The sequence below is a fragment of the Sphingomonas sp. EC-HK361 genome (assembly GCF_902498785.1).
GTDB lineage: Bacteria > Pseudomonadota > Alphaproteobacteria > Sphingomonadales > Sphingomonadaceae > Sphingomonas.
On the sequence record NZ_LR701494.1, the window covers coordinates 284,233 to 301,462 of the forward strand.

Below are 17,230 nucleotides of genomic sequence, written 5' to 3' on the forward strand. Positions count from 1 at the left end.
GGAGCCTAAGCCGCGGCAGCAATGCCGCCAAGCGGTTACTTGATCTTGACGGGGATGAAGACGCCGCCCGTGCGCCCCCGCGACACATTGAGCAACACTTGCGGCCGTCCAGCCGCCTTGGCCTGCGCCACGACCCGGGCCACGTCAGCCGCGGTCCGAACGGGCGTACTGTTAATCGACGAAATCACGTCGCCGCGCTTGACCTTTTGGGCAGCGTCACTCGACGGATCAACCTGCGCGATGACGACACCTTGCGTTGTTGCATCAACGCCGAGCGAGCGCGCGATCTGAGGCGTCAGCGGTACGACATTGATCCCCAGCGAACTTGATGCCGGTGCCGTTGTACCCGGCGCGTTCTCATCGGGCAGGCCATCGTCATCATTATCGGTTGTTTGGGCGAGCTGATCCTCGGGCGGCCGCTTCGCCAGGGTTGCGGTGACGCTGGTCGGCTTGCCGTCGCGAATGACGTCCAAGCGCGCGGTCCCGCCGGGCGCCACATTCGCTACCAGGTAGGAGAGCGATTGTTCAGGCGTCACGTCCTTGCCGTTGACACGAGTGACTACGTCACCAGCACGCAGGCCAGCCTTTGCACCAGGACCAGCCGGCTCGACGCGGCCGATGATCTCGCCCCGGTTCTTGGGCAGTCCGAGCGCTGCGGCGATATCGTCGGACACGGGCTGGATACCCACGCCCAGATAACCACGCTGGATCGCCTCGCCCTTCATGAGCTTCTGGATGAGCGGCTGAGCCGACTCCGCAGGAATCGCGAAGCCGATGCCGATGTTACCGCCTGATTGAGAGAATATCTGGCTGTTGATGCCGATGACGTTGCCGTTCATGTCGAACATCGGGCCGCCCGAATTGCCCTGGTTGATCGCCGCGTCCGTCTGAATGAAACGGTCATAGGCACCCGGTTGCCCTGTAGCGCGATTGATCGCGGAGATGATTCCGGCCGTTACGGTGCCGCCAAGACCGAATGGCTCGCCGATCGCGATCACCCAGTCGCCGACGCGGGCGCGTGTCGAATCCCCGAACTTCACGAACGGCAGAGGTCCCGGCGCGGTGATCTTGAGCACTGCAAGATCGGACGCCTGATCCTTGCCGACCACCTTTGCGGTGTATTCCTTGTGATCCGACAGCGTCACCGTGATCGAGCTGACCGTCGCGCCAGCGGCGCCCGGCGCGATCACGTGGTTGTTCGTCACGACATAGCCATCGGGCGAGATGATGAAGCCCGAACCGAGCGAGGTCGCGTCGCGGGTAATCGGCGTGCCATCGCCGCCGCCCGGATTGCCGAATCCGAAGAGATCACCGAACGGCGTGCCCTGGAAGGGATTGGCCGGCTGGCGCATGGTGACCTTCTGGTCGGTCGAGATGTTGACGACGGCGGGCTGGAGCCGCGCGACCATGTCGGCAAAGCTCATCGGCGCGCCAGCACGCGGCGCTGTCGCCTGGATCGCACCGGGCTCGTTCTGCGCGACTTGCGCCGATGCCTCGGGCTGAAGGGTGATGGCGGCGGCGGCGCCGCCAAGCAGAAGGGCACCAGTTAGAGCGTAGGCGTATCGCACTGTCTTCTTTTCCTCTCGTTCCGTCGATCCCGGATCGATAACGTCTGTGGTCGATCCTCGATGAACGCTGTTTGAATATGAACGAACCGAAAGCTGTTCCGGGCTCAGCGCCCGCGGCCTTCGAATTCCTTCAGATACCCGTTATTCGGACCCATGATGATCGATGTGCCGCCCTTTGGCGGCGGGTTGCCGTCGGCGCCGAACGTGTGGCGATAGGACTGCATCGCGCGGTAGAAATCGTAGAAGTCCGCATCCTTGCTGAACGCATCGGCATAAATTTTAGCAGCCTGGGCATCGGCATCGGCGCGAACGATCTGCGCCTGCTTCAAACCCTGCGCGCGGATCGTGTTCGCCTCCTGCTGGCGCGCGGTGCGCATCCGGTCGAGCGCGCTTTGCAGCGGGCTGCCCTCCGGCAGGTCGGCCTGCTTGATCCGCACATCGACGATTTCGGCGCCATATTGCTGCGCGTTTCGCTCCAGCGACGTCTGGATCGCGTCCATCACCGCGCCGCGCTCGGGGCTCAGCAGATCGGCGAACGGTACCTTGCCCAACTCGTTGCGCAGCGCCGTGCCGAGTAGCGGGCGAAGCTGCGATTCGACACCCTCCACGCTGCCGGCCGTCACCACCATCTTCAGCGGGTCGATGATCCGGTAGCGCGCAAAAGCATCGACCTCGAGCCGGCGCTGGTCGGTCGACAGCACCGACGTGTTGTCCAGATCGACGTCGAGCACGCGCTTGTCGACCCACACGATCTTGTCGACGAAGGGAATGCGCGCGACGAGCCCGGCGCCGGAACGCCCGACGACCTCGTTCGGCTTCCACGCATTGTAGATGCCAACCGGCTGCTCGAACCGCAAAATGACGGCCTGCTGGTTCTCGGGCACGATCGCAAAGGTCGCCGCGGCGACGATGACGGCGCCAAGCGCGGCGAAGCCGAGCGCGACGGGGTTGCGAAGCACGCTCACTGGCCACCTCCCTGCGCCGGCGCCGCCGTGGCCGGCGCTTCCGGTTCGGGAAGGCGCTTCGCCCGATCGAGCGGCAGAAACGGCGCGATCCCGTTGGGCTCGACGATCGTCTTGTCGGTATTGGCGAGCACCGCTTCCATCGTCTCGTAATACATGCGCCGGCGCGTCACCTCGGGGGCGAGCTTATACTGTTCGTAGACCTTGTCGAACGACGCCGCCTCGCCCTGCGCACGCGCGATGACCTGCTGGGCGTAGGACCGCGAATTGTTGAGGTTGCCGGCCGCTTCCTGCTGCGCGGCGGTGACGGCGTTGAAATCGTCGATCAGGCTCGCCGGCGCAGACGCCTGCTTGATCGACACGCCCTGCACCCGAACGCCGGACTTATAGTCGTTGAGGATCTGCTGCATAAGGCCCTGGACGCGCGCCTCGATCACGGTGCGCCCCGCGCCGATCGCGTCGTTCAGAGTCGTCGTCGCCAGCACCGCGCGCATCGCGCTCTCCGCAGTCGCGCGCACCGTCTCTTCCGGGTTCTTGATCTGGAACACGAAGTCCTTGGGCGAGGAAATATCCCAGCGCACCGAATAGGCGAGGTCGATGATGTTCGAATCGCCGGTCAGGACGTTCTCGTCGCCATCGCGCGGGAAGTCGTCGGTGCGGATCTTCTGCACGTCCAGTTTCTGCACCTGCGCGATCGGGGCCGGCAGCGTCAGGCGGATGCCGGGATCGAGCGTGCCGGCATAGCGACCGAAATAGGTCACGACGCCGCGCTGCTGCGGACCGATCGGATGCACCGACGTGTAGAGGATCCACACGCCGACGATGATCGCGACGCCGATCAGCCACAACGCGCGGGCGTTGGCGCCGCCCGGCAAGCCACCGCCGCCAAGCCCATTGCCGTCGCCGCCGCCCCGGGCGCGTTTCAGGAATTCATCGAGCGCGGTCGGCTTCGCGCCACCCTTGCGGCCCGATGGCGGGGTCGCCCAGGGATTGCGCGGCGGGCCGCCGTCTCCGCCCCCGCTTCCATCGTTGCCGCCTCCGCCCCATGGCCCCTTGGGTGCGTCGATCGATAGAATGGAAGGGCGCCTCAACCAGGCCGGCAGGATCGTCATGCCGCTCTTTATAGGTGCGCCGTCGCCGAAAAACAGTGGCAAGCAACGGTTGCGCGCGTATCGGGTCGCGGATGACCACAGACGCTGCCATTTCCGCCGCCATCGCGGCGATCGCCGGAGACCGCGCCACCGTCCGTTTCGAAGGGAGCAGGGTCGGGATCGTCCTTGATGCGACCGGGCTGTCGGACACGGAGCGGGATACGCTGTCGTCCGATGTCGAAGCGACAGCGCGCGCCGCGGCGCCCGGCCGTGAGGTTCGCGTCGTCGTAACCGTGGAGCGAGTCACGCGGAAATTGATCGCGATCGCCAGCGGCAAGGGCGGTGTCGGCAAATCGACGCTGGCGGCCAACTTAGCCATCGCCATGCGCGTAGCCGGAAGACGCGTTGGGCTGGTCGATGCCGATATCTATGGTCCCTCACAACCGCGCCTCATGGCGGCGGAGGGTGAGCGCCCTCAGGCGAAGGACAAGGTGCTGCTGCCCGTGCCGACGCCCTATGGCGTGCCGATGCTGTCGATGGGGCAGCTGGTCGAGCCCGGCCGCGCGCTTGCGTGGCGCGGGCCGATGGCGGCCGGTGCGCTCGGCCAGCTGGTCGATGGCGACTGGGGCGCCGCCGACACGCTGGTGCTCGATTTGCCACCCGGCACCGGTGATGTGCAACTCACCATGGTGCAGAAGCACAAGCCGGCGGGCGCGGTCATCGTATCGACCCCGCAGGACCTCGCGCTGATCGACGCCGAGCGCGCGATCGACCTGTTCGACAAGGCCGGCGTGCCGATCATCGGCCTGATCGAAAACATGGCGGGCTATGCGTGCCCGCGTTGCGGCGAGATTTCCGACCCGTTCGGCAGCGGCGGCGCGGAGGCGGAGGCGGTGCGGCGCGGGATACCGTTTCTGGGACGCGTCCCCCTCGACATCGCCATCCGCAAGGCGTCCGACGCGGGCATGCCGCCCGCCGCGGCGGGGGGCGACCAGGTCTTTCGTCCGATCGCCGACAAAATCGTCACGTGGCTGGGAAACCGTTGAGGCCTCAACACGTTGATCTGATACCGGTCGTGCCGCGTGCGTAAAGCGTCGGCACGAGCGGACCAGTTCCTGCCGTGGACACGATCATGCCGCTGACCACCGACGATGAGATTCGTGATCTGCTGACGAGCACGCGGACGATCGCGCTTGTCGGCGCGTCGGATCGTCCCGAGCGGGCGAGCAACGGCGTGATGGCGGCGCTACAGGCGCACGGCTACCGGGTCATCCCCGTCAATCCGCAGATCACCGGGGAGCATATCCACGGCGAATTCGTGTTTCGCGACCTGTCGCAGCTTGGCGATCCGATCGACATGGTTGATATCTTTCGCAACTCGGCTGCGGCAGGCGATGTCGTGGACGAAGCGATCGCTGCGGGCGCAAAGGCGGTCTGGATGCAGTTGGGCGTCGTGAACGAAGCGGCTGCGGCGCGGGCAGAGGCGGCAGGGCTAGAGGTGGTCATGGATCGCTGCCCAAAGATCGAGATCGCGCGACTAGGCATCGCGCCTGTCAGGAAAGCGTAGGCGTACCCGTTAGCCGTTTTAAGCGAACCAGGGGTGCTTGATATGTCGATCGTCCTAGCAGCATTCATCTTCGCGGGTGGCACGCCCGATACGCTCGTCGCGACCGCAGCGAAGCGGCTTTCCGTCAGCGATACGCAGGTGGCGCCGCGACGCAGCCCTTACCGGATCGATCCTTCGGCCGGAGATTCGCCAAACGCCAAGGATCGCGCCTTTGTCGAGGACGGGCAGCGGTGCCAGGTCGTCGGGGCGCGGATGTGCACGAAGCGACCGCGAGCCTTGCTGTCGACGCCGCTCACGGATTGACGGGGCGTCTTAATCCGCGTCGCTCGCCTGGATTGCGCCGGTATCGCCGCGCATCTTGGGTGCGATCGGCACCATCTCGATCACGTCCAGCCCATCGTCGCGCCGCGGAATGACCAGCCGCCAACGAAAATCCCCGATGCGCTCGAGCGACCCGGTGACCGATTTTCCGGCATCGGCGCCATAGCCCGGCGCACGTCCGGTCTTTCCCGGCGCCTCGCCGCCAAGCAGGACCATCCGGTCGGCCTTGTCGGCGAACAGATAACCGTCCGGCCGCGCCGCGCCTGTCTGCATGATGAAGCCCAAACCACGCTCGGTCGCCTGCACCGCGCAAAAGCCCGGCGCTTCGCCGACGAAGCTGCGCGGGCTGGTGCCGATCCGCACGCGGCGGCAGCGATAGGGCCCCGGCGAGGGATCGGGATAGGCGAGCGCCCCGCCCGGTTGCAGGAGATCGCCTTCGGTTTCCAGCCGCTTGGCGCTCACCCGCCGCGCTGCGGTGCGGGCATTGACCCACCGCCGCGCGATATCGTCGAGGCGCGTCGCGTCCTCTGGCAAGATCAGCGTTTCCCAGGTGGGTGTCGCCGGTGGCGCCTCGGCAGCAACCGTCGCAGCAGGCGGTGTCTTGTGTCCGGCGCACGCCGCGAGAAGGCAAAGCGGGATCGCAGTCATGATGCCGCGCATGAATATCTCCTGCCGATACGAGCTAGCCCTGACAGCCGCTCAATTCGTTAACGAGTCATGATCCCAAATGGTAAACGACGCGTTAACCGCTCGATCGACTGAATGGCGGGACAGAGCGAACGTCGGGCACGTCGCTGGCACCCAGCGTTACGCAGCGTGCGGTTCGGTCGATCCGGATCGCGATGCTATCTTCGGCCTCCGACAGCTGAAGAACGAACCCCTGGCTCGCAGCGCCTTGCCAGTCCGCGGCAGTCAGGGGTTGGCCATCAAGGCTCAGCCAGCGGGCGTCGTGGCGAATGGCGGGATCGCCAACCGCAGGATGCCGCCTTCGCCAGGCCATGGCCTGCGCGAACAGCGCCTCAAGCGCGCGGTCGCGCCCTCCCCAATCGATCCAGAACTCTGCGTTATCCTGCGCGTAGGCGTTATTGTTGCCGGCTTGGCTCCGTCCGAATTCGTCGCCCGCGGTGATCTGGATCGTGCCGCGGGAAGCCGCGAGAGTCAGCAGCAGCGCGGCGGCGTCCGCCTGCCGCTTCTCGATAATCGAAACATCGCCGGTCGGCCCTTCCACCCCGTTATTCCAGCTGTAATTCTGGCCGTGTCCGTCGCGATTGCCCTCCCCGTTCGCCGCGTTATGGCGTTCTGCATAGGCGACGGTATCGGCCAGCGTGAACCCATCATGCGCCGCGACGAAGTTCACCGTCCGCGTCACCGTATCGCCAAAGACGTCGCTCGATCCGGCAAGTCGCGTCGCCAGTGCCCCCGCATCGCCATCACCCCGCCAGAATCGGCGCACATCGTCGCGGTAGCGGTCATTCCATTCCAGCCAGGTCTGCGGAAAGGCACCGAGTTGATACCCGCCCGGCCCGATATCCCACGGCTCCGCGATCATCGTCCGGCCGCGAAGCACCGGATCGGCGGCAATCTCGGCAAAGATCGCGGCCTGCGGATCGAACCCCGGATCGCGCGCCAGCACCGGCGCGAGGTCGAAGCGGAACCCGTCCACACCGGCGTGCTCCACGAAGTATCGCAGCGTATCCAGGATCAAGCGCCGCACGACGGGATGCCCGGCCCTCAGCGTGTTCCCCGTGCCGGTGTCGTTGATGAGGCTCCCGTCCGGCGCATGCGCATAATAGGTCGCACCGTCGAGGCCGCGGAACGACAGCGTCGCGCCGTGCACGTCGCTCTCCCCGCTATGATTGAACACCACGTCGAGGATCACCGCGATTTCCGCGGCATGGAGCGCTGCGACCGCGGCGCGCAACTCTGCAATTCCGCCCGGCGCGATCCGCGGGTCGAGCGCCATCATCGTGATCGGGTTGTATCCCCAGGTGTTGCGCAGCCCCAGCGGCGGCAAGTGGCGCTCATCGATCCACGCCGCGACCGGCATCAGTTCAACCGCATCGACGCCGATCCGCTTGAGGTGCGCGATCACCGCCGGATGCCCAAGCGCCGCGATCGTGCCGCATTGCGCTTCCGGGACCTCGGGATGCAGCATCGTAAATCCGCGGACGTTGAGTTCGTAGATCAGCCCGCCCGGCGTGAAGGTGACGTGATCGTCCACGGCCGACATTGGCGCACGCACGACCGCCTTGGGCACCAGATGCGCCGTCTCCCGGCCAGGTTCCGCCAGATCGGGATGCCAGGCAAACGGCACATCAATCTCGGTCGCGTAAGGATCGACGAGCAGTTTCGCCGGATCGGTTTCTGTTCGGAAGCCGTAGCGCGTTCCCTCGCCGGCGCCCGGCACCGTCGCCACCCACAGCGCGCCCGCCCGCGCCATCGCGATGCGTCGCTCGGCCTTGCCGTGGAACAGGCAAAGCGTCGGCTGCGTCGCGGCATGAACTGCGAAGCGCACGCCGTCCGCGACCAGGACCGCCCCCGGCGACACTCAGGTCACGACGTCAGGCGCGGTCCTGCCGGTGTGGCGGACGATCCCGGCGATCCGGTCCGCCGCGGCGACCAGATCGGCGAGCATCGCGCCGGTCTCGCCGTCGATCACCTCGGCTTCGTAGCGTTCCAGATACACACGCAGCGTCGCTCCGCTCGTCCCCGTCCCCGACAGACGAAAGACGGTCCGGCTGCCGCCCTCGATCAGCACCCGCACGCCCTGATGATCGCTCACCGAGCCATCGACCGGATCGTGATAGGCGAAGTCGTCGGCCGCAGCGACCGTAAGCCCGCCGAACCGCGCACCCGGCAGCGTCGGCAACGCCGCGCGCAACTCCGCCATCAGTGCATCCGCCGCCGCGCTGTCGACGCCTTCATAATCATGCCGTGCATAATAATTCCGCCCGAACCGCGCCCAGTGATCGCGCGCCAGTGCGTCCACCGACACGTCGCGCACCGCGAGGATGTTGAGCCACAACAGCACCGCCCACAGCCCGTCCTTCTCGCGCACATGATCGGAGCCGGTCCCCGCGCTCTCCTCCCCGCAGATCGTCGCGAGGCCCGCATCGAGCAGGTTGCCGAAAAACTTCCATCCGGTCGGCGTCTCATAAGCTCGGACGCCAAGGCTTTCCGCCACCCGATCCGCCGCCGCACTCGTCGGCATCGACCGCGCGATTCCCTTTAGGCCGCCCGCATAGCCCTGCGCGAGATGCGCATTAGCCGCCAGCATTGCGAGGCTGTCCGATGGCGTGATGAACCGCCCGCGCCCGATGATGAGATTGCGGTCGCCATCCCCGTCCGACGCCGCACCGAAATCGGGCGCGTCCGGCGCCATCATCGCCTCGTACAGTTCGCGCGCGTGAACGAGGTTCGGATCGGGGTGATGCCCTCCGAAATCCTCCAGCGGCGTGCCGTTCCGAACCGTCCCGGCCGGAAACGCCAGCCGCCGCTCCAGGATTTCGTGTGCATACGGCCCCGTCACCGCGCTCATCGCATCGAAGATCATGCGGAACCCACCATCGACCGCCCGCCTGATCGCGGCGAAATCGAACAGCGTCTCCATCAGCGTCGCATAGTCCGCGACAGGATCGACGATCTCGACCGGCATATCGCCGACCTCAACCGTCCCCATTGCATCCAAATCGACGTCGTCCGCGTCCACCGTCAGCCACCGGTCGATCGTCAGCGTCCGCGCATGGATCGCCTCGGTCACCTTCTCCGGTGCCGGCCCACCATTGGCGATATTATACTTGATTCCGAAATCCTCGTTCGGGCCACCGGGATTGTGGCTTGCGGACAGCACCAGCCCGCCGATCGCACCCCGCTTGCGGATCAGGTGGCTCGCGGCCGGTGTGGAGAGGATGCCGCCCTGTCCTACCACGACCCGACCGAACCCGTTCGCCGCCGCCATCCGGATCGCGCGCTGAATGACGCTGCGGTTGAGATAGCGCCCGTCGCCGCCGATGACGAGCGTCGCGCCGGCCTTGTCCTCCACCACGTCGAAGACCGACTGGATGAAGTTCTCCGCATAATTCGGCTGCTCGAACACGCGCACCTTCTTGCGCAGCCCCGATGTGCCGGGCTTCTGGTCGTCATAGGGCGTGGTCGGGCATTCGCGGATCATGAGTCCCTCGTCAGGTCGCTGTAGAGCCGCGCATAGCGGGCGCCGCTCGTTCCCCAGCTGAAGTCGGCGCGCATGCCCGATCGCTGGATCGTCTGCCAGCAGCCGGGCGACGCATGGAGCGCGATCGTGCGACGGATCGCACGCGTGAGCGACGCCGCGGTCACGCCGTCGAACTGCACGCCCGTCGCGACCCCCGCCGCCAGCGCAGCCTCGTTCGCGTCGATCACCGTATCCGCCAGCCCGCCCGTCCGCGCAACGACGGGCACACAGCCATAAGCGAGGCCGTAAAGCTGGGTCAGCCCACACGGTTCGAACCGCGACGGGATCAGGATCGCGTCCGCCCCGCCCTGGAGCAGATGAGACAGCGCCTCGTCATAGCCTATCCGCACCCCAATGCGCCCCGGATGCCGGGCCGCAGCACCGTGGAACGCCGCCTCCAGCCCCGCATCACCCGATCCCAGCAGCGCGAGCCGCCCGCCCATCGCCACCAGCGCGTCGAGGCATTCGACAAGGACGTCCATCCCCTTCTGCCATGTCAGCCGGCTGACGACGGTGAACAGCGGGCCATCACTGCGATCGAGCGCGAACTGCGCCTCCACCGCGCGCTTGTTCGCGCGCCGCTTCGCGAGCGTCCGCGCGGTATAGCGCGCCGGCAGCGCCGCGTCGGTCTCCGGGTCCCAGATCGCGGGGTCGATGCCGTTGACGATCCCCGTCAGCCGATCCTCGCGCGCGGCGATCAGCCCTTCCAGCCCCATGCCATACTCAGCCACGAGGATCTCGGTCGCATAGGTCGGGCTGACGGTCGTGATCGCGCTCGCCGCCGCAAGCCCCGCCTTCAGGAAGCCAACCCCACCGAAATACTCCACCCCGTCGAGCGCGAAGGCCGATGCGGGCAGGCCGAGTTCGCCAAACACACTCGCCTCGAACCGCCCCTGGAAGGCGATATTATGGATCGTGACGACGCTCTTCGTCGTCGCGCGGTCGTAACGCAGATACGCCGGCGCCATTGCCGCCTGCCAGTCATGGGCGTGGAGAATGTCGAACCGGCTGCCGATCGCGATATCCGCCGCGGCACGGGCGAGCGCCGCGAACCGCCGCCAGTTGTCGGGCCAATCGCGCCCCATCGCATCACCGTAGAGCCCGCCCTCGCGCGCGAAGAGCTTCGGCGCATCGAGGACCAGCAGCGGATGCCCGCCGATCTCCCCCTTGAGCAGCCGCGCCTCGACGCCGAGCAGCTTGGGCCAGCGGTGCACGATCTTCGCCCGTTTCACCTGCGCGCCGACAGACGGATAGCCGGGAAGCAGCGTTGTCGTCTCCACCCCGTGCGGCGCCAGCGCTGCGGGAAGCGCGCCGACAACATCGGCCAGGCCGCCGGTCTTAACCAGCGGATAGGCCTCGGATGCAACGGAGAGGACGCGCATCACATTCCCTCTCCCGATGGGAGAGGGAGGGAGCCGCGAAGCGGCGGAAGGGTGAGGGCGGCGAATTGCGCACTGTACTCGCCCTCACCCCGCGGCGCTTCGCGCCTTGCCCCTCTCCCAAAGGGAGAGGGGATTAGGCCGCCCCCCCTCACAACCGATCGATCATCGGCTGCGTAATCAGACACACCCCGTTATCCGTCCGCCGGAACCGGTGCGCGTCCAGCACCGGATCGTCCCCGACCACGAGGCCATCCGGAATCACAACGCCGCGATCGATCACGACCTTCCGCAACCGCGATCCGCGTCCGATATGGCAATGCGGCAGCACCACCGCCTCGTCGAGCATCGCAAAGCTGTGCGAGCGCACGCCGGTGAACAGCAGCGACCGGTGGATCGACGATCCCGAAACGATGCAATCCCCCGATACGAGACTCGCCACCGCCGACCCGCGCCGCCCGTCAACGTCATGGACGAACTTCGCCGGCGGAGTGATCTCCGAGTAGGTCCAGAGCGGCCAGCTGCGATCGTAGAGATCGAGCTGCGGCAGCACGTCGGTCAGGTCGATATTCGCCTCCCAATAGGCATCCACCGTTCCCACATCGCGCCAGTAGCTCGTCGCCTCGGTCGTCGACCGCACGCAGCTATCCGAAAACCGGTGCGCCACCGCCTTCCCGTGCTTCACGAGATACGGAATGATGTCCTTGCCGAAATCGCGCGAGGACCCTTCGGTGTCCGAATCGCGGCGCAGTTCGTCGAACAACCGCTTCGTGTGGAAGACGTAGATTCCCATCGACGCCAGGCTGACGTCGGGTTTGCCCGGCATGGCCGGTGGATCGGCGGGCTTTTCGACGAAATCGATGATCCGGTCCTCATCATCGACATGCATCACCCCGAAACCGACCGCGTCCTTTCGCGGCACCTCGAGACACGCCACCGTTACATCGGCACCGCTGTCGACATGCTGCTGGAGGATCAGCTCGTAATCCATCTTGTAGATGTGGTCGCCCGCGAGAATGACCATGAACTCCGGCGCATAACTCTCTATGATGTCGATGTTCTGGTAAACTGCGTCGGCGGTGCCGTCATACCATTGGAACTCACTGATCCGCTGGCTGGCGGGCAGGATGTCGAAGCTTTCGTTGCGTTCGGGGCGCAGGAAGTTCCAGCCGCGCTGGAGATGGCGGATCAGGCTGTGCGCCTTGTACTGGGTCGCAACCCCGATGCGGCGAATGCCCGAATTGAGCGCGTTCGACAGCGCGAAGTCGATGATCCGGCTCTTTCCCCCGAAATATACCGCAGGCTTGGCCCGGGAATCGGTCATTTCGTGAAGGCGACTGCCGCGCCCGCCGGCAAGCACATACGCCATCGCGTCGCGGGCCAGCGGCTGCTTCCTCTCGACCATTCCACCTTCTCCCGTCGCATCGTTCTGATTGCCCGTTCGTGCTGAGCGAAGTCGAAGCACGTTCTGCCCTTCGACTTCGCTCAGGGCGAACGGACGTCCGAATGCGCGCCAGACCATTCCAGCATCAACGTCGCCAGCGGCGGCAGCGTCACCCAGGCCGCGCCGTCCTTCGCATCGACCCCGCCAAGATTGCCGAGGCCCGACCCCCAATAATCATGCGCGTCGGAATTGATGACCTCGCGCCAGCGCCCATCATGCGGCAGGGGCACGCGATACGGCGCGCGCGCAATCGGCGTCATGTTGCAGATCACCGCGACAGGCCGCGCATCCGGCGCCTTGCGCAGCCAGGCAAAAACCGAGTTCTCGGCATCGTCGACGACCAGCCACTCGAACCCCTCCGCCTCACAGTCGCGCGCGTGGAGTGCGGGCTTGGCGCGGTAGAGCCGATTCAAGTCGCGGACGAGCTTGCGCACGCCTTCATGCGCCGCCGAATGCTGGAGGTTCCAGTCGAGCGCGCGCTCCTCGCTCCATTCGCGGCGCTGCGCGAACTCCTGCCCCATGAACAGCAGCTTCTTGCCGGGGTAGCCCCACATCATCGCATAATAGGCGCGCAGATTGGCGAATTGCTGCCAGTCGTCGCCGCTCATCTTCGTCAGCAGCGATCCCTTGCCGTGCACCACCTCGTCATGGCTCAAGGGCAGCACGAAATTCTCGGTAAAGGCATACATCAGCCCGAAGGTTATGTCGTCGTGATGATGGCGACGGTGGACGGACTCGCGCGCCATATATTTCAGCGTGTCGTGCATGAAGCCCATGTTCCACTTGAACCCGAAACCCAACCCGTCCTCATGCACCGGGTTGGTAACGCCGGGCCAGGCGGTCGACTCCTCGGCGACGGTGAAGACACCCGGATGCTCGCCGTAAACCGCGATGTTGGTCTTTCGCAGGAAGTCGACCGCCTCCCAATTCTCGCGCCCGCCTTCCTTGTTCGGAATCCACTCGCCCGCCTTGCGGCTGTAGTCGCGGTAGAGCATCGACGCGACCGCATCGACGCGCAGGCCGTCGATATGATAGCGCTCCGCCCAGAACAGCGCGTTGTTGACCAGGAACGACGAAACCTCGCGCCGCCCGAAATTGTAGATCGCGGTATTCCAGTCGGGATGATAGCCCAATCGCGGGTCGTCATGCTCGTAGAGCGCGGTCCCGTCGAACCGGGCCAGTCCATGCGCGTCGGTCGGGAAATGCGCCGGCACCCAGTCGAGCAGCACGCCCAGCCCCGCCCGGTGCGCCCCGTCCACGAACCGCGCGAACCCCTCGACATCGCCGAACCGCGCAGACGGCGCATAAAGTCCGGTCGTCTGATAGCCCCAGCTCGGATCATAGGGATGCTCGCTGATCGGCAGGAATTCTATATGGGTGAATCCCATCTCGACGACATAGGGGATCAGCCGGTCGGCGAGCGCGTCCCAGGTCAGGAACCAGCCACTATCGTCGCGCTGCCACGATCCGGCATGGACTTCATAGATGCTGATCGGCACGCGCCGCGGATCGACCTTCGCCCAGGCCGCGCGGTGATCGGCATCGCCCCACTCGTGTTGCGGAGCGCCGGTCGTCAGCGAAGCGGTCGCCGGCCGCAGTTCGGACGCAAAGGCGAACGGATCGGCCTTTAGCGGCTGCACGATGCCGTCCGCGCCGACGATCTCGTATTTGTAGGCGCGGCCCGCACCAAGATCGGGCAGGAATATTTCCCACACGCCGGTATCTGCGCGTTTGCGCATAGGGTGGCGGCGCCCGTCCCAGTCGTTCCAGTCGCCGACCACCGAAACGCGCTTCGCATTGGGCGCCCAGATCGCGAAGTGAACACCCTCGGCGCCTTCATGCGAAATCACATGCGCGCCGAGCTTGTCGTAGAGGCGGAAATGCGTCCCCTCCCCCATCAGCACGTCGTCGATCGGACCGAGCACCGGCCCGAAGCTGTAGGGATCGGTCACCCACCATTCGACGCCCGCCGCACCGGCGCGATACTTCACCGGCTGCGGCTTGCCCTTGATCGGGCCTTCGAACAGCCCTTCGTCATCCAAGCGTTTCAGCGCGCCGAGTTCGGTCCCGTCGAGCGCAAAGGCGGTCGCGACGTCCGATCCCGGCAGCCACACCCGTGCGAAGCTCCCCTTTGGCCCCGCATGGACGCCGAACAGCGAAAAGGGATCGTCATGCCGCCCTTCCAGCAATGCCTTCAGCGCGGCAATCGGTGGTTTCACATCACCCCCCAGATCTGCTCCGCATATTCGCGGATCGTTCGATCCGAGGAGAACCAGCCGACGCCCGCGACGTTCCGGATCGCCGCCGCGCGCCACGCCGGCTGGTCGTCCCACCAGCCGTCCACCCGCCGCTGGGCCGCCGCATAGGCATCGAAATCGGCCGCGACCATGAACCAGTCGTGGTCGTAGAGGCCGTTCATCAAGTCCTTGTAACGATTGGGATCATCGGGCGAGAACACGCCCGAGGCGACCGCGTTCACCGCCTGGGCCAATTCGCGCGAAGCCTCGATCACCGCGCGCGGTTCATACCCGCCGCCCCGCTTCGCCGCCACCTCGTCCGCGGTCAGCCCGAAGATCACGATATTGTCCGCGCCGACATAATCGCGAATTTCGATGTTCGCGCCGTCCAGCGTCCCGATCGTCAGCGCGCCGTTGAGCGCGAACTTCATGTTGCCGGTGCCAGACGCCTCCATCCCGGCGGTGGAAATCTGCTCCGAGAGGTCGGCGGCAGGGATGATCTTCTCGGCAAGGCTCACATTGTAGTTCGGCACGAACGCAACCTTCAGCAGCCCGCCGACCGATGGGTCCGAATTCACCCGTCGCGCCACGTCGTTCGCCAGCTTTATGATGAGCTTCGCATTGTGATAGCTCGACGCCGCCTTCCCCGCGAACAGCTTCACCCGCGGCTGCCAGTCGCGTTCCGGATGGCTCCTGATCTGGTCGTACAGCGCGACCGTCTCCAGGATATTCAGCAGCTGCCGCTTATATTCGTGGATGCGCTTGATCTGCACGTCGAACAGCGCGTCCGGATCGAGCCGCAGCCCCATCACGCCCTTCAGATGATCGACCAGCGCGACCTTGTTCGCGCGCTTCACCGCGTCGAACCGCTCCTGCACCTGCGCGTCGCCCGCATGATCCGCGAACGCCGACAGCGCGGAGGCGTCATCGAGAAACGCATCGCCGATGCAGTCCCGAATCAGCGCGGTCAGCCCCGGATTGCACTCGAACAGCCACCGCCGCGGGGTGATGCCGTTGGTCTTGTTGTTGATCTTGGTGGGATAGAGCCGGTGCAGGTCGGCAAACACCGTCTGCTTCATCAGTTCGGTGTGCAGCGCCGCCACCCCGTTCACGCTGTGCGCGCCCACGAACGCCAGATTCGCCATCCGCACCCGCCGCTCGCCCCCCTCGTCGATCAGACTGATCGCGGCGATCGCGCGGTCGTCCACCCCCTCGACCTTGCGCGCCTCGCGCAGCAGCTTCGCGTTGATCGCATAGACGATCTGCATGTGGCGCGGCAGCAGCCGCTCGAACAGCGGCAGCGGCCAGCTTTCCAGCGCCTCGGGCAGCAGCGTGTGGTTGGTATAGCCGAAGGTCGCCTTCGTGATTTCCCACGCCGCGTCGAACGCGATCTCGTGATGATCGACGAGCAGCCGCATCAGTTCCGCCACCGCCACCGCGGGATGGGTATCGTTCAACTGGATCGCCGCCTTGTCTGGCAGCGTGCGGATATCACCGAAATACTGGACGTGCCGCCGCACGATGTCCTGAATCGACGCGGAGGAAAAGAAATACTCCTGCCGCAGTCGCAACTCCTGCCCCGCCGCGGTCGAATCCGCCGGATACAGCACCCGCACGAGGCTCTCCGCGCGCACCTGCCCTGCCAGTGCGCCCTCGTGATCGCCGGCATTGAACTGGTCAAGCCGGATCGGATCGAACGCCACCGCGGTCCACAGCCGAAGCGTATTGACCCGCTTCCCCCGCCATCCGACGACCGGCGTATCGACCGCGACCGCCTCGACGGCTTCCGCCGGCGACCAGTGCACCTGTCCCGCCTCGTTCGCAGCCACGTCTCCGCCGAAGCCGACGAAATAGGCGCTCTCCCGCCGCTCGAACTCCCACGGATTCCCGTGCGCCAGCCACGTCTCAGGCAGCTCGACCTGCCACCCATCGTCGATCCGCTGGCGGAACATGCCGTTCATATAGCGGATGCCGTAGCCATAAGCCGGCAGCTCCAGCGTCGCGAGGCTCTCCATGAAGCACGCCGCCAGCCGCCCCAGCCCGCCATTGCCGAGCGCGGCGTCCGGCTCGATCTCCTCGATCTCCGCCAGATCGACGCCGAGCGACGCCAGCGCCGCCGTCACCTCCGGCGTCCGTCCCAGATTGGCGATCGCATCGCGCAACAGCCGCCCGATGAGGAACTCCAGGCTCAGATAATAGACCCGCTTCGCCCCCGCCGCGTGCGCCTCGCGGGTCGAGGCCATCCACCGGTCGATGATATCGTCGCGCACCGTCAGGATCGTCGCGGCGAGCCAGTCGTGCGGCCGCGCGGCTTTCGCATCCTTGCCGACCCGGTGGATCAGCGTGTCGAGGATCCTCGCAGCCAGCGGATCTTCGGTCGCATTCGGCATCGGCGCGGTTGCGGTCACGAATGGTCCCTGTCGTTGATCGGGTCCACCCTAGCGCCGCCCC

The 17,230-nt window shown here is 66.0% G+C and carries 13 protein-coding genes; 3 read left to right on the plus strand and 10 right to left on the minus strand.

Features of this window, described 5'->3' with window-relative positions:
• Positions 1 to 35 precede the first annotated feature (35 nt).
• The 3 genes from BOS5A_RS08510 to hflK all read right to left on the minus strand — a co-directional run bounded on the left by BOS5A_RS08510 (position 36) and on the right by hflK (position 3,642).
• Positions 36 to 1,568: a Do family serine endopeptidase gene (locus BOS5A_RS08510; protein ID WP_151954791.1), complete on the minus strand. Its 1,533-nt coding sequence runs from the start codon at positions 1,566 to 1,568 to the stop codon at positions 36 to 38.
• A 104-nt stretch (positions 1,569 to 1,672) separates the two neighbouring features.
• On the minus strand, positions 1,673 to 2,533 hold the full coding sequence (gene hflC / locus BOS5A_RS08515) for a protease modulator HflC (protein WP_151954792.1): 861 nt from the start codon (positions 2,531 to 2,533) through the stop codon (positions 1,673 to 1,675).
• Positions 2,530 to 3,642: a protease modulator HflK gene (hflK, locus tag BOS5A_RS08520; protein ID WP_151954793.1), complete on the minus strand. Its 1,113-nt coding sequence runs from the start codon at positions 3,640 to 3,642 to the stop codon at positions 2,530 to 2,532. Before hflK ends, hflC begins: the two co-directional genes overlap by 4 nt.
• A 71-nt stretch (positions 3,643 to 3,713) precedes the next feature.
• Between hflK and BOS5A_RS08525 the strand changes: the two genes are divergently transcribed.
• The 3 genes from BOS5A_RS08525 to BOS5A_RS08535 all read left to right on the plus strand — a co-directional run bounded on the left by BOS5A_RS08525 (position 3,714) and on the right by BOS5A_RS08535 (position 5,491).
• Complete coding sequence (locus BOS5A_RS08525; protein WP_151954794.1) at positions 3,714 to 4,667, plus strand: Mrp/NBP35 family ATP-binding protein; 954 nt, start codon at positions 3,714 to 3,716, stop codon at positions 4,665 to 4,667.
• Between the two features lie 86 nt (positions 4,668 to 4,753).
• Positions 4,754 to 5,188, plus strand: coding sequence for a CoA-binding protein (locus BOS5A_RS08530; protein WP_151954795.1), 435 nt, complete (start codon positions 4,754 to 4,756; stop codon positions 5,186 to 5,188).
• Positions 5,189 to 5,230: 42 nt separating this feature from the next.
• Positions 5,231 to 5,491, plus strand: coding sequence for a hypothetical protein (locus tag BOS5A_RS08535; protein WP_151954796.1), 261 nt, complete (start codon positions 5,231 to 5,233; stop codon positions 5,489 to 5,491).
• Between the two features lie 9 nt (positions 5,492 to 5,500).
• Here the strand turns inward: BOS5A_RS08535 and BOS5A_RS08540 are convergent, their stop codons facing one another.
• The 7 genes from BOS5A_RS08540 to BOS5A_RS08570 all read right to left on the minus strand — a co-directional run bounded on the left by BOS5A_RS08540 (position 5,501) and on the right by BOS5A_RS08570 (position 17,169).
• Positions 5,501 to 6,169 (minus strand): DUF4893 domain-containing protein, encoded by a 669-nt coding sequence (locus BOS5A_RS08540; RefSeq protein WP_151954797.1) that lies wholly within the window; start codon positions 6,167 to 6,169, stop codon positions 5,501 to 5,503.
• Positions 6,170 to 6,251: 82 nt separating this feature from the next.
• Complete coding sequence (gene glgX / locus BOS5A_RS08545) at positions 6,252 to 8,057, minus strand: glycogen debranching protein GlgX (RefSeq protein ID WP_234419276.1); 1,806 nt, start codon at positions 8,055 to 8,057, stop codon at positions 6,252 to 6,254.
• On the minus strand, positions 8,058 to 9,680 hold the full coding sequence (locus BOS5A_RS08550) for an alpha-D-glucose phosphate-specific phosphoglucomutase (RefSeq protein ID WP_151954798.1): 1,623 nt from the start codon (positions 9,678 to 9,680) through the stop codon (positions 8,058 to 8,060).
• Positions 9,677 to 11,101, minus strand: coding sequence for a glycogen synthase GlgA (glgA, locus tag BOS5A_RS08555; protein WP_151954799.1), 1,425 nt, complete (start codon positions 11,099 to 11,101; stop codon positions 9,677 to 9,679). Before glgA ends, BOS5A_RS08550 begins: the two co-directional genes overlap by 4 nt.
• Before the next feature lie 148 nt (positions 11,102 to 11,249).
• Positions 11,250 to 12,503, minus strand: a complete 1,254-nt coding sequence (gene glgC, locus BOS5A_RS08560) for a glucose-1-phosphate adenylyltransferase (protein WP_151954800.1) — start codon at positions 12,501 to 12,503, stop codon at positions 11,250 to 11,252.
• 80 nt (positions 12,504 to 12,583) lie between these two features.
• Positions 12,584 to 14,761 (minus strand): 1,4-alpha-glucan branching protein GlgB, encoded by a 2,178-nt coding sequence (gene glgB, locus BOS5A_RS08565; RefSeq protein ID WP_151954801.1) that lies wholly within the window; start codon positions 14,759 to 14,761, stop codon positions 12,584 to 12,586.
• The gene (locus tag BOS5A_RS08570; protein ID WP_151955915.1) at positions 14,758 to 17,169 is read right to left on the minus strand and encodes a glycogen/starch/alpha-glucan phosphorylase; all 2,412 of its coding nucleotides are present in this window, start codon (positions 17,167 to 17,169) and stop codon (positions 14,758 to 14,760) included. The genes glgB and BOS5A_RS08570 overlap by 4 nt, the downstream gene beginning before the upstream one ends.
• Between the last annotated feature and the right edge of the window lie 61 nt (positions 17,170 to 17,230).

Coding starts and splice junctions, on each gene's coding strand:
- glgA (WP_151954799.1), bottom strand. CDS start 11,101: ATGCGCGTCCTCTCCGTTGCATCCGAGGCCTATCCGCTGGTTAAGACC.
- BOS5A_RS08540 (WP_151954797.1), bottom strand. CDS start 6,169: ATGCGCGGCATCATGACTGCGATCCCGCTTTGCCTTCTCGCGGCGTGC.
- glgC (WP_151954800.1), bottom strand. CDS start 12,503: ATGGTCGAGAGGAAGCAGCCGCTGGCCCGCGACGCGATGGCGTATGTG.
- BOS5A_RS08525 (WP_151954794.1), top strand. CDS start 3,714: ATGACCACAGACGCTGCCATTTCCGCCGCCATCGCGGCGATCGCCGGA.
- BOS5A_RS08535 (WP_151954796.1), top strand. CDS start 5,231: ATGTCGATCGTCCTAGCAGCATTCATCTTCGCGGGTGGCACGCCCGAT.
- BOS5A_RS08570 (WP_151955915.1), bottom strand. CDS start 17,169: ATGCCGAATGCGACCGAAGATCCGCTGGCTGCGAGGATCCTCGACACG.
- hflK (WP_151954793.1), bottom strand. CDS start 3,642: ATGACGATCCTGCCGGCCTGGTTGAGGCGCCCTTCCATTCTATCGATC.
- BOS5A_RS08550 (WP_151954798.1), bottom strand. CDS start 9,680: ATGATCCGCGAATGCCCGACCACGCCCTATGACGACCAGAAGCCCGGC.
- BOS5A_RS08530 (WP_151954795.1), top strand. CDS start 4,754: ATGCCGCTGACCACCGACGATGAGATTCGTGATCTGCTGACGAGCACG.